Below are 12,405 nucleotides of genomic sequence, written 5' to 3' on the forward strand. Positions count from 1 at the left end.
AGGGAGGACGGCTAGACCCGCCACTCCGTCATTGCGAGCGAACGGGTCGCGCGAATGCGCGCCCGATGACAGGCTCCGCGAAGCAATCCATCTCTCGGCGCACGAGGAGCCAATGGATTGCTTCGTCGCTTTGCTCCTCGCAATGACGTGGAGAGGGCGGTGCGCCAGCCCTCACGAATTCACATGCACGAAATCCCGCAGCAGCGGATAGATCTCGTTGTTCCAGCGCTTGCCGGAGAACACGCCGTAATGGCCGACGCCGGCCTGCATGTGGTGCACCTTGCGATAGGCGCGCACGCCGGTGCAGAGGTCCTGCGCCGCCAGCGTCTGGCCGATCGAACAGATATCGTCCTTTTCGCCCTCGACCGTCATCAGGCCCATGCGCCGGATCGCGGCCGGGTCGACCTTCCGGCCGCGATGCTTCAGTTTGCCCTGCGGCAACAGATGCTCCTGAAACACGTCGCGCACGGTCTCGATATAGAATTCAGCAGGCAGATCCATCACCGCAAAATATTCGTCGTAGAAGGTCTTGATGATCGCGGCCTTTTCCTTCTCACCCTTGGCGAGATGATTGGCGAGGTCGATGTGCTGCTTGATGTGGCGTTCCAGATTCATCGACACGAAGGCGGTGAGCTGCACAAAACCGGGATAGACTTTTCGGAACGCGCCCTTGCACTGCACCGGCACGTAATTGATCAGGTTTTTCTCAAACCAGTTGATCGGCTTGCTCCTGGCGAATTCATTGACCTTGGTCGGCTGGATCCGGGTGTCGATCGGCCCGGCCATCAGGGTCAGCGTCGCCGGGCGGGCCGGGTGATTATCCTCCGACATCACGGCAGCCGCGGCCAGCGCCGAGACCGACGGCTGGCAGATCGCCACCATGTGCGCACGCGGACCGATCTTGTCCAGGAAGGTGATCAGGTGATCGGTGTAATCCTCCAGCCCAAACCGGCCGGCATGAAGCGGAATGTCGCGCGGATTGTGCCAGTCGGTGATGTAGACGTCGTGGTCCTGCAGCAACGTCTTCACGGTACCGCGCAATAGCGTCGCGAAATGGCCGGACATCGGCGCCACCAGCAACAGCCGCGGCTGCTCCGGCGCGTTCTCCTTCTTGAAATGCAGGAGCGAACCGAACGGGGTGGCGAAGGTGACTTCCTCGGTTACCTCCAGCTCCCGATTGCCGACCAGTACCCTGTCGATGCCATAGGCTGGCCGGTGATAGGTGAGGGAGGAGCGCGAGATCAGTTCGAGCGAAGCGGCCAGCCGGCCGAATAATTTGTCGGAGACGCCCTGCGGCACCAGGTTGAGATATCTGAGCGCCGCTGCCGCCCCGGTCCGCCATGGCGACGTCAGGTCCATGTGGTTCTGATAGGCCTGGTACATCATTGACATCATTCACATCAGCCCCTGTCCCGTGAGGCCATGCAATATCGACGCCACAGCGGGCCCGGCCGCCTCTAAAACTGGCACGTGGTTTGCTGCGCAAATGCCCAGCGCACAGGCATTGGGCGGCGCCGCGGTCGGCCGCCCTTGCCCGGCAAGGCGTTTTGGGGTTCGAGGGAAGGCCATATGGCGAAGACCACACTGACCATCTCCAGCAAGAATTACTCGTCCTGGTCGCTGCGCGGCTGGCTGCTGGCGAAGTTCTCAGGGCTTGAGTTCGAGGAGGTCATCACCGCTCCCGACGATGCCTCGGCGCGGGCTGAAATCCTGCTGCTGTCGTCCTCGATCCTGGTGCCGTGCCTGCGCCATGAGGGCGCCACCATCTGGGATACGCTGGCGATCGCGGAATATCTCAACGAGGCCATGCCGGACGCCGGCCTGCTGCCGTCCGACCGGATCCGGCGCGCCCATTGCCGCTCGATCTGCGGTGAGATCCATTCGGGCTTCACCACGCTGCGCGCCTCGCTGCCGGTCAACCTGAAGGGCCATTTCCCGGGCTTCAAGATCTGGTCGCGCGCGCAGGCCGATATCGACCGGGTCTGCACCATCTGGCGCGAATGCCTTGCGGAATCAGGCGGGCCGTTCCTGTTCGGCGAGCGCACCATGGCGGACGCCATGTACGCGCCCGTTGTGACCCGTTTCATGACCTATGACGTCAAGCTCGAGCCCACCCTCGCGGCCTACGCCAAGACGATCATGGCGATGCCAGAGATGCAGGAATGGATCGAGGCCGCCAAGGCCGAGCCGGCCGATATCGAGGAGCTCGAGGTCGAATATTAGGCAAGCCCGGTGAGCCTTGCCCGCTTTGATGGCGGCGCAGGGCCCGGTCATTCGCCATTTTTGCAAGCTGCTGAAACCGGATTTCTGCCTCCGGCCAAGCGGTTCACTGCACGGATGCCGGCCAAATCGCTGCATCGCAACGCGACTGGCGTGGATTTCGCATAGCAGCATGCAGCCGTGAACGCGACGATGCGACGCTGCCGAAAATTTGGACGCTCTTCGCCTGTCGCGGTCCCGCCAACGCGAACCGTGGAGGCTTCGATGAACAAGCAGGCCGTCGTCAGCAAATTCTCTCACGTCAAACCCGGCGATACCGAGTTCAAGGGCGGAGGTCTGCGCGACTTCTTCCTTTATCGCGATCTCGGCATCGCCGATGCCACCGGCGGGCAGGTGATTTGCCACCTGGTCAAGGCCAACCCCGACTTGCCGCCGGAAGAGGGTACCGGCTGGCACAAGCACGAATGCGAATTCCAGATCGTGATCATGACCAAGGGCTGGGCGCGCTTCATGTATGAGGACAAGTCAACCCTGGTGCAGGCGGGCGATGTCGTGCACCCGGGCATCACGCATTACCTGTACGATTACTCGGAGGACATGGAGTACCTCGAGATCGTCAGCCCCGCCGACTTCAAGACCATCGACGTGCCGCCTGCCGTCGACAAGGTGCCGCCGCCCACGCCGTGGAGGTGACCGCATGTCATCCGCCGAGGAATTAACCTTTGTCGTCGGCCGTTGGCTGCGGCCGATTGCTGTGGTCCTTTATGTGGTGCGCCGGCTCGGATGGCGCCCGACATCTAGCCGTGAACAGGAGCGTACGGCGCTAAATCAGTGATTCGGGCGCGGTTCGTTCCATCGCTGTTCCGAACCTTAAAGTCCCGCGCGCGTCCGTCGCATTTTGACGCAATCTGCGACGGGTCAGGGCCTATCCGCGGCGTTTTCAGATCTCGGCCGCGGCAGTCGCCAACCGACCACGGTTGCCTCGACCATGCCGCCGGTCCTGTCATTGCGCCATTGACCGTCGATCCATCGGCAGGCGAACGGCAGTTGATAGGTTCCGCTGTGATCCTCGCAAAGAACTTCCACCGGCAGGTTCGGCGGCGGGTCCCCGTTGCCGTCGAACTGCGCCAGTCGTTTTTCACGCGTTGCCATACAATCAATCTCCACTGCCGCAGCCGGCAAACACACCGGTTTGAGGTGCGGCGAAATCCATCCACTGTTAACGGGATGAAGCACAACGCCTGAATGAGGTATCAGTATGGTATCTCTGGGGACAGGGCCCTCCTTCACGCAAATTGCCGTGATAGACGTTCCCCTGCGTGGATGCTTTTGGAACGAGGATTTGGATGATTGCTCCGACGCCCAAGATCACGATCGTCGCCATCGCGCTGCTGATGGCTTTGTTGCCGGAAAGCGTCCACGCGCAGGACGTTCCCGGCATCGAGATCTGCACCGTCGAAAAAACCATGGAGCGGCGCACCTCATGCCTGCAGAGCAATGTCGACTTCCTGCAGAAGACGATTACAAAACTCACCACCGATCATCAGCAGAAGATTGATGCCAGCAACCGGCAGATCGAGGCGCTGAAGAACGCGGTCATTGGCTTGCAGAAGCTGGTCGGCGAGTTGCAGGCGGCGCAGAACAAGGCGGCCGAGGATGCGAAGAAGACCGCTGCGCCCACCGCGAAGGATGCGGTGACGCCGAAAGACGGCGCGAGGTAGTTCTACTGCGTCAGAGCACCTACAAACCCCTCATCCTGAGGAGCCCGCAGAGCGGGCGTCTCCAAGGATGTAGGCCACAGATGGGGCCTCATGGTTCGAGACGCGCTTCGCGCTCCTCACCATGAGGGGCTTATGACGTAGTAGAGGTAGCTGCCGTTACGCCACGCGGTATTGCTCCATGACGGCCTTGTCCGGTTCGTAACCGAGACCCGGCCCCTGCGGCACCTCCACATCGCCATTGGCATCGACATCGATGCGGCCGCGCCACAAGCAGGCGGCGCGCTTCATGGAGAACACTTCGACAAAGCTCGCGTCGTCGCGCAGCGACATCAAGTGCAGCGTCGCCAGGAAGCCCGGCCCGAAATACGGCGAATGCGGCGCAAGCCTGACGCCGAATTCGTCGGCCAAGGCAGCTACCTTCAGATATTCGGTGATGCCGCCGACCTTGATGACGGAAGGTTGCGCATGGCTTACCGCGCCCGCCTTCATCATCTGCCTGAACTGATGAACCGTGCAGGCGTTCTCTCCAGCCGCAACGTTGAGCGAGCCCTTGCTTCGCACGTCGGCTAGCGTTGCAAAATCTTCCGGCGGCCAGACCGGCTCTTCAAGGAACATCGGCGCGGCGTCGCGGCAGGAATGCGCGAAGGCGATCGCCTCCCCGCCATTCAGCGGACAATTCAGGTCGACCATCAGCGGAATGCCGGCGCCGATCGCCTGCCGTGCGGCAAATACCGCAGGTGTGGTGGTCTCATGCAATTTGATCGCCTTGTAGCCCTGCCGCAGCGCGGTCTCGCATTCGCTTGCGATCAGCTCCGGCTTTCCGATCCGCAGCAGGCTCGCATAGGCGGGAATCCGAGTGCGCCTGGCTTCGCCGATCAGGCGGTGCAACGGCACGCCGTTCGCTTTGGCCGCAAGGTCCCACAAGGCGATATCGAGCGCCGATATCGCGAACATCGTAATGCCATAACGGCCGAACAGATGCAGGTTGCGCTGGATCTGTTCCATGAAGGCGGGAATACCGGCCGCATCGGGAACCTCGAGGCCCTGCGCCTGCGGCGCAATCATTTCCTCGATGGCGGCGGTGCTGGTTCGCGGGCAGACATAGGCGAAGGCATCGCCCCAGCCGGTAATCCCGGCGTCGGTCGAAACTTCCACCATGACGATTTCCAGCGCCGAGATGGCGGACGCGCCTTGCTTGAAGCTCGCGACGCCAGCGTCATAGGGAATACGGATATGGTGCGCCCGGACATTGGTGATCAGCATGGTACCCTCCGAAAGCGTTCCCTACCTTGTCAGTGGCACGATCGAAGAGCAAGGACTGTCAAATCAAGCGCGGCGCAATCGCCGATAATACGAACGCTTCGCATGAAAGCTGTGAGCCATGAATCCAGCCCAGAAAGCGCTCTGGTACATCGAAAGCCATCTCGCCGACCCGTTGACGCTCGATGAGATCGCTAACATTGCCGGCGTCTCGCGTTTTCATCTGGTGCGGGCGTTTGCCGCCGCGACCGGCGTTTCGGTCATGCGTTATGTGCGCGCCCGCAGGCTGACCAAGGCGGCGCAGGCACTCGCCGCCGGCGCGCCCGACATTCTCAGCCTCGCGCTGGATTCGGATTACAGCTCTCACGAAGCTTTCACCCGCGCGTTCCGCGACCATTTCGGCGTAACGCCCGAAGCGGTCCGCGCCACAACGTGCCTCGATCATCTCAAGCTTCAGGAGCCCATCATGATGGATTCAACCCTGCTCGATACTCTCAAGCCGCCGCGTTTCGAAACTTCCAAGCCCTTGCTGATCGCCGGCATCAGCGAACGCTGCACGCATGAGAACGGCGGCGCCGGCATTCCGAACCAGTGGCAGAAGTTTCACCAGACAGTCGACGCCATCCCGAATAGGGTCGGCAAGGTAGCCTATGGCGTCTGCTGCAATGGCGACGATTCCGGCTTCGATTACATTGCCGGCGTCGAGGTGGCCGACTTCTCCGACCTGCCGCGCGAGTTCGCCCGCGTGCGGATTCCGGAGCAGAAGTATGCGGTGTTCACCCACTCAGAGCACATCTCGACCATTCGCCGCACCGTCAACACGATCTGGAATCACTGGCTGCCGGCATCGGGCATGAAGGCGGCAGATGCGCCGAGCTTCGAGCGCTACGACGAGAATTTCGATCCCGCCACCGGCAATGGCGGGCTGGAGATCTGGATTCCGGTCAAGGAGTAGCGTCTCCGCAATGCTGCCCTGCGCCGCTTCATTGCCGGTGATTGCTTGGCAAGCCAAACCGACTTTGCCATAACAGCCGCAACGAATTATTGCGCGTGCGGGGCCGAGCCAAAAATCCGCCTGCAGCCAAAAGCAAGCCGGGAGGATTCATGGCCGATATCCGCGTTCTCGCCACCGATCTGGAGTTTCCGGAAGGCCCGGTCGTCATGCCGGACGGATCGGTGGTGCTGGTCGAAATCCGCGGCAAGCGGCTGACGCGGGTTTATCCTGACGGGCGCAAGGAGGTCGTCGCGCAAATTCCCGGTGGCCCCAATGGCGCCGCGCTCGGCCCCGACGGCAAGATGTACCTCTGCAACAACGGCGGCTTTAGCTGGATTCCGACCGGCAAGATGATCATGCCGGGGCCGCAGCCCGATGATTATCAGGGCGGCTCGATCCAGCGCGTGGATCTGCAGAGCGGCAAGGTCGAGACCGTCGTCACCAAATGCGGCGAGCACGCACTGCGGGGGCCCAACGACCTCGTGTTCGACAAGCACGGCGGCCTCTGGTTCTCCGATCTCGGCAAGCGCCGCGCCCGCGAGATGGATGTCGGCGGGTTCTATTATCTCAAGCCGGGCATGACGGAGATCGTCGAGGTCGTGCACGGCGTGCTGCCCGCCAACGGCATCGGCCTATCGCCGGACGAGAAGACCGTGTACATCGCGGAGACGCCGACCGCGCGGCTGTGGGCCTATGAGGTCTCCGAGCCCGGCACCATCAAGCCGCGCGACGTGATCTATCGCGGCGAGCGCGGCAAGCCGATCGCAGGGCTGGGCGGCTACCAGATGTTCGACTCGATGGCGGTGGAGGCCAACGGCAATGTCTGCGTGGCGACGCTGGTGTCGGGCTGCATCTCGGTGATCGCGCCCGACGGCACGCTGGTCGAGCAGGTGCCGACGGGCGACCGCGTCACCACCAATATCGCATTCGGCGGGCCGGAATTGAAGACGGCGTACATCACGCTGTCGGGCAAAGGCGAATTGATTGCGATGGACTGGGCGCGGCCGGGACTGGCGCTGAACTTTTTGAACAAGTGACGATTGCGCGATAGCGCAATCGTCATTCCGGGGCGATGCGAAGCATCGAACCCGGAATCTCGAGATTCCGGGTCTGGTGCTAGCGCACCATCCCGGAATGACGAAGTGATCCCTCATGGTGAGGAGCGCGAAGCGCGTCTCGAACCATGAGGCCACAGACGGAGCCTTCATCCTTCGAGACGCCGCTTTGCGGCTCCTCAGGATGAGGAGAGGGAGTATTTGAAATGACCTTTCTTGAACCGGTTGCCCTTAGCGGCGAGCACGCGCGGCTGGAGCCGTTGTCGCATGATCACATCGATGGCCTGGTGGAAGCGGTGAGGGACGGCGAGCTGTGGAAGCTCTGGTACACCTTCATTCCGACCGCCGAAAACATGAAAACGGAAATCGATCGCCGGCTCGGCCTGTTTGCGGCGGGATCGATGCTGCCGTTCACGGTCTATGACGCCGCGGGCAAGATCGCGGGCATGACGACCTACATGAACGTCGATGCCGCCAACCGCCGCGTCGAGATCGGCTCGACCTGGTACGCCAAGCGCGTGCAGCGCAGCGCGCTCAATACGCAGTGCAAATTGCTGCTGCTGACGCACGCGTTCGAGAAGTTGAATTGCATTGCAGTGGAGTTCCGCACCCATTTCTTCAATCACCAGAGCCGGCGCGGCATCGAGCGGCTGGGCGCCAAGCTGGACGGCATCCTGCGCAGCCATCAGATCGCGCCGAACGGGACATTGCGCGACACGGTGGTTTACAGCATCATTGCCAGCGAATGGCCGACGGTGAAGGCGCATCTCACCTATCAACTCAACGATAAGCCGCGGTAACAAGCCGCGCCAGAAAAGAGACGATGGAAACGTTCGATTATGTGATTATCGGCGCGGGCTCCGCAGGCAGCGTGCTCGCCAACCGGCTCAGCGAAGATTCTTCCAGCCGCGTCTGCGTGCTCGAAGCGGGTGGCAAGGACTGGCATCCCTACATCCATCTGCCCGCCGGCTTCATCAAGACGTTCCACATGAAGAGCGTCAACTGGGCCTACAGCCAAGAGCCGGGGCCGTGGACCGGCGGGCGCAGCATCTACGCGCCGCGCGGCAAGACGCTGGGCGGATCATCCTCGATCAACGGCCATATCTACAACCGCGGCCAGCGCCAGGATTTCGACACCTGGGCGCAGCTTGGCAATCGCGGCTGGGGCTATCCGGACATACTGCCGTATTTCAAGCGGCTGGAGCGGCGGGTCGGCGAGGGCGACGAGACCTATCGCGGCCGTGACGGCAGTCTCATCGTCACCACGATGGATTGGCAGGATCCGCTGTGCGAGGCGTTCATGGAAGGCGCCGTCAGCCTCGGCATCCCCAAAAATCCCGATTACAACGGCGCGATCCAGGAGGGCGTCTCCTACTGCCAGCGCACCATCCAGAACGGCCTGCGCATGAGCGCCGCGAAGGCGTTCCTGCATCCGGCGCGGAAGCGGGGCAATGTGGATGTGCGGACGCACGCCCATGTCACCAACCTCATTTTCGAGGGCAAGCGCGCGGTCGGCGTGCGTTATCTCCGGGGCGGCAAGGGCGGCACGCCCGTCGAGGTGCGCGCCAACAAGGAAGTCATTCTTTCCGGCGGCGCCTATAACTCGCCGCAGGTGCTGCAATTGTCCGGCGTCGGCTCGCCCGAACTGCTGCAGTCGCACGGCATCGAGGTCCGTCACGCGCTGCCCGGCGTCGGCGAAGGCCTGCAGGATCATTACGCGCCGCGCTCGGTCGCACGCGTCAAGAACATCAAGACCATCAATGAACTCAGGCGCGGCCTGAGCCTGTGGGTCGAGGCGCTGAAATGGGCGACGACGCGGCGCGGGTTGCTGTCGCTGTCGCCGACCATGGTCTATTGCTTCTGGCACTCCGGCGAGACCACCGAAAGCTCCGACCTGCAGCTCACCTTTACACCGGCGAGCTACAAGGAGGGCGTGCAGGGCCAGCTCGAGGACGAGCCCGGCATGACGGTTGCCTCATGGCAGCAGCGCCCGGAGAGCCGCGGCTATGTCCGCATCCGCTCCGCCGATCCGTTCGCGCCACCGATCATCCAGACCAATTATCTGGTGGAAGAGATCGACCGCCGCGTCGTCGTCGCCGGCATGAAACTGGCGCGCCGGTTGCTCGCTTCAAAGCCGCTCGCGCCATACTACGCCTATGAGGATTTCCCGGGGCCGAAGGTGCAGAGCGACGACGAATTTTTGGCCGCCGCCACCGAGCGCGGCACCACCACGTTCCATCCCGGCTGCACCTGCCGCATGGGGCCGGCGGATACCAAATGGGCCGTGGTCGACGACCAGTTGCGCGTGCACGGCCTGCAGGGCTTGCGCGTCGTCGACGCCTCGATCATGCCGCGGATGATCTCGGCCAATCTCAACGCCTCGACCTTGATGATCGCCGACAAGGCCTCCGACATGATCCGCGGCAAGACGGCGCTGGAAGCCGTGAGGTTTCCGGTGCAGGTCTAGGCCGTGATGAGATTAGGTACTGGATGTGAGAGTTGAGACGCCTAAGCAGAAGTTAGTCCGGCCAGCCGGCGCAAGGATCAAAAAGAGCCTTACGTTGAGTCCGTATTGGGGCAATCGGAACGGACGCTTCTGGCCAAAGCGGACAGGCCTCGCGTATGGGTCCTCGCTAAAAATCCGATAATGTCATTCGGCGCGCTGATCTCGCTTTTATTGCGCTATGCCCGCCACTGCTTCGATCTCGACACGAAAGCCGTAGTGCAACGTCGGGACGGGGACGACCGCGCGGGCCGGTCGGACGGCGCCGATCCATTCGGAATAGATGCTGTCGAAGACCGGCCAGTCATTGATGTCCGTGACGTAGACGCGAACATGAATGAGCTTGTCGACAGCGCTGTTTGCCGCCTCCAAGGCCGTCGCGAGATTGGCCAATGCTTGACGCACTTGGGTCTGAAAGTCCTTGTCAGCAAGCCTCGCACCGTTGGCGGAGATCGGCAATTGTCCAGACACAAAAACAAAAGCACCAGCTCTCACAGCATGACTGTAGTGCCCACCGGGAGCCGCCATTCCGTGAGGTTCCAGGTAGTCAATGTCACCAGCCATTAAACCTCCGCCATGTTTCAATGCCGTTGTCCGTGGCGGCGTGATATTCGGAGAATTGCGCTCCGGTTGCACAGGCGTGATTCGGGAGTATTCGAAGTCGTGTGCCAATCGGGAAGCGATTTTCAAGAGAGATGAGACGTCCGTTCGTCGCGGCGAGGATCCCATGTTCCTGATTTGCCGCGATCATGACCAAGTCTCCCTTGAGCGGGTGCCCCGCTAAGTCGCATGCGATCCCGTATCCGTAATCATGGCGCTGACGAGCAGTGCCGCGGTCTCGGCTCATCGCCATCCATCCGGCATCGACGATGATCCAGCCTTTTTCCGACTGATGGCCGACCACGGTCGTCAGCACAGAAAGCGCAATATCGTCGATCGCGCAGACGCCGACATTCGTCATGAACAGGTCGAAGAACACATACACGCCGCATCGCACTTCCGTAACGCCGTCCAAGGCGCGGGCGGACAGTGCTGTCGGGGTCGATCCGACGCTCACTATCGGGCAGGGAAGGCCGGCAGCGCGAAGCCGTTCGGCCGCGCGTACGCTCAAGGCACGCTCCTGCTCCGCCAAGTGCTCCAAGGCCTCGGGATCGTCGAGTTCATAGGAATTTCCGGCATGAGTCAGCACGCCGCAAAGTGTGGCGCCACCGGTGTGAAGAATGCGACCGATCTCGATGAGACGCTCATCCTCGGGGCCCACACCTGAGCGGTGCCCGTCAGTGTCGACTTCGATCAGGACTTCGAAAGGATCGCGATACGACTGCGCCTCGACGATTGCTTGCGCAGCCTCGACCGAGTCGACCAGAATTTTGAGACGGCAGCCCTGATCACGCAGTCCTTGGGCTCGGCTGAGTCTGTGCGGAGCGATGCAGACCGCGTAGAGAATGTCGTCGTAGCCCGCGGCAAAAAACTCCTCGGCTTCACGCAGGGTCGAGACGGTGATGCCGTTCGCGCCTGCGGCGCGTTGCCTGTCGGCAACAGCGGCACATTTGGTCGTCTTGACGTGGGGACGGAAACTGACGCCCAAGGCGCTCATCCGGTCCTGCATGCGGCCGATGTTACGCTGCGTGCGCGCGACGTCGATGACGGCAGCGGGCGTTTCGATATCCGAGAGAGATGTGGTCATGCTTAGTCCAGATATTCGCCCTTGGCGCGCAGCACTGGTACGTCGTGCTCCAGCCCTTGAGCGATCAGCGCGCTGACGGCGCCGGGCTCGAGATCCGCTCCCCGTGGCAGTTCGACACCAACCGCCGTCATTTGCCGCGTCACATCCGGGTCGGCGAGTGCTGCGCGCAAGGCGTCATTTAATTTCTGACGCACCGGCGCGGGCGTTCCTTTCCGCACGAAGATCGCGTTCCAGGAGCGGAGGTTCACGCCCGGATAGCCGGCCGTTGCTGCAGTGGACACTTGAGGCGCCTGCTGCAGGGGCTGATCACTCAGCGCTGCGATTGCCTTGACCGTTCCGCCGAGCACTTGAGGCAGCGCGGTGGTGGTCTGGTCGCACAGGAAATCCACGTGACCACCCATGAGATCGTTCATCGCTGGGGCAACGCCGCGATATGGAACATGGGTGATGTTCAGTTTCAGGTTCGACAGCAGCAGAACGCAGGCATAATGCGAAATAGATCCGACGCCGGCGCTGCCGTAGGTGAGTTTCTCGCGGTTGGCACGGGCATAGGTGACGAAGTCCTGTAGATTGGACGCCGGCAAGCCCAACTTCGCGACAAGAAGCGTTGAGGCCATCCCAGCGAGGCCCACAGGCTCGAAGTCGGCGACTGGGTCGTAAGGGAGGCGCTTGAAGAACGCGACATTCGCGACATGTGTGCCGATGGTGCCAAAGCCGAGCGAGTATCCATCCGCGGGCGCCTTTAGCAACTTGGTCAGGCCGATGGTGCCGCTAGCGCCGCCGATATTTTCCACGACGACGGATTGCTTCAAGTGGGCAGCCATAGCCTGAGCCACTGCCCGGCCAAGCGCATCGCTCGGGCCACCGGCGGGAAACGGAACGATCAGCGTCAATTGCTTTTCGGGAAACCCCTGAGCCGTTGCCGCAGAGATGTTCAATCCGACCGCGAACAAGGCCGCCAACGT

General features: G+C 62.1%; 13 protein-coding genes. 7 read left to right on the top strand and 6 right to left on the bottom strand.

The genetic code is table 11. The annotated features are described in order from the left end of the window. Positions 1-171 precede the first annotated feature (171 nt). Positions 172-1,395, bottom strand: a complete 1,224-nt coding sequence (locus tag V1292_RS14960; RefSeq protein WP_334373492.1) for a polyhydroxyalkanoate depolymerase — start codon at positions 1,393-1,395, stop codon at positions 172-174. 174 nt (positions 1,396-1,569) lie between these two features. Here V1292_RS14960 and V1292_RS14965 point away from each other — a divergent pair, with 174 nt between their 5' ends. Both V1292_RS14965 and V1292_RS14970 read left to right on the top strand, forming a co-directional pair. Beyond that, positions 1,570-2,223 carry a glutathione S-transferase family protein gene (locus tag V1292_RS14965; protein WP_334373493.1) on the top strand — a complete coding sequence of 218 codons (654 nt, stop codon included), beginning with the start codon at positions 1,570-1,572 and terminating at the stop codon, positions 2,221-2,223. A gap of 261 nt (positions 2,224-2,484) precedes the next feature. Continuing rightward, the gene (locus V1292_RS14970; protein ID WP_334373494.1) at positions 2,485-2,913 is read left to right on the top strand and encodes a cupin domain-containing protein; all 429 of its coding nucleotides are present in this window, start codon (positions 2,485-2,487) and stop codon (positions 2,911-2,913) included. Between the two features lie 225 nt (positions 2,914-3,138). On the opposite strand, the gene V1292_RS14975 is transcribed toward V1292_RS14970, so the two are convergent. Then, a complete protein-coding gene (locus V1292_RS14975; RefSeq protein WP_171577477.1) occupies positions 3,139-3,372 on the bottom strand; it encodes a hypothetical protein in 234 nt (77 codons plus the stop codon). A 194-nt stretch (positions 3,373-3,566) separates the two neighbouring features. Here V1292_RS14975 and V1292_RS14980 point away from each other — a divergent pair, with 194 nt between their 5' ends. Beyond that, positions 3,567-3,941 (top strand): hypothetical protein, encoded by a 375-nt coding sequence (locus V1292_RS14980; protein WP_442895524.1) that lies wholly within the window; start codon positions 3,567-3,569, stop codon positions 3,939-3,941. A 156-nt stretch (positions 3,942-4,097) separates the two neighbouring features. Here V1292_RS14980 and V1292_RS14985 read toward each other — a convergent pair whose 3' ends face one another. Further along, positions 4,098-5,204 carry a mandelate racemase/muconate lactonizing enzyme family protein gene (locus V1292_RS14985; protein ID WP_334373495.1) on the bottom strand — a complete coding sequence of 369 codons (1,107 nt, stop codon included), beginning with the start codon at positions 5,202-5,204 and terminating at the stop codon, positions 4,098-4,100. Between the two features lie 118 nt (positions 5,205-5,322). Between V1292_RS14985 and V1292_RS14990 the strand changes: the two genes are divergently transcribed. The 4 genes from V1292_RS14990 (at position 5,323) to V1292_RS15005 (ending at position 9,717) form a co-directional block, all read left to right on the top strand. After that, positions 5,323-6,156: an AraC family transcriptional regulator gene (locus V1292_RS14990; RefSeq protein ID WP_334373496.1), complete on the top strand. Its 834-nt coding sequence runs from the start codon at positions 5,323-5,325 to the stop codon at positions 6,154-6,156. 149 nt (positions 6,157-6,305) lie between these two features. Further along, on the top strand, positions 6,306-7,232 hold the full coding sequence (locus V1292_RS14995; protein ID WP_334373497.1) for an SMP-30/gluconolactonase/LRE family protein: 927 nt from the start codon (positions 6,306-6,308) through the stop codon (positions 7,230-7,232). A gap of 224 nt (positions 7,233-7,456) precedes the next feature. Next, a complete protein-coding gene (locus V1292_RS15000; protein WP_334373498.1) occupies positions 7,457-8,050 on the top strand; it encodes a GNAT family N-acetyltransferase in 594 nt (197 codons plus the stop codon). 23 nt (positions 8,051-8,073) lie between these two features. Then, positions 8,074-9,717 (top strand): GMC family oxidoreductase, encoded by a 1,644-nt coding sequence (locus V1292_RS15005; RefSeq protein WP_334373499.1) that lies wholly within the window; start codon positions 8,074-8,076, stop codon positions 9,715-9,717. A 207-nt stretch (positions 9,718-9,924) separates the two neighbouring features. Here the strand turns inward: V1292_RS15005 and V1292_RS15010 are convergent, their stop codons facing one another. From V1292_RS15010 to V1292_RS15020, 3 genes are read right to left on the bottom strand one after another with little or no spacing between them, the layout of a single operon-like run. Continuing rightward, on the bottom strand, positions 9,925-10,317 hold the full coding sequence (locus V1292_RS15010; protein ID WP_334373500.1) for a RidA family protein: 393 nt from the start codon (positions 10,315-10,317) through the stop codon (positions 9,925-9,927). Then, complete coding sequence (locus tag V1292_RS15015; protein WP_334373502.1) at positions 10,307-11,440, bottom strand: DSD1 family PLP-dependent enzyme; 1,134 nt, start codon at positions 11,438-11,440, stop codon at positions 10,307-10,309. The genes V1292_RS15010 and V1292_RS15015 overlap by 11 nt, the downstream gene beginning before the upstream one ends. Positions 11,441-11,442: 2 nt before the next feature. Next, positions 11,443-12,402 (bottom strand): tripartite tricarboxylate transporter substrate-binding protein, encoded by a 960-nt coding sequence (locus tag V1292_RS15020; RefSeq protein WP_334373504.1) that lies wholly within the window; start codon positions 12,400-12,402, stop codon positions 11,443-11,445. Positions 12,403-12,405: the final 3 nt, after the last annotated feature.

Origin of the sequence: Bradyrhizobium sp. AZCC 1719, assembly GCF_036924525.1 — a bacterium.
In the GTDB taxonomy this organism is placed as follows: domain Bacteria; phylum Pseudomonadota; class Alphaproteobacteria; order Rhizobiales; family Xanthobacteraceae; genus Bradyrhizobium.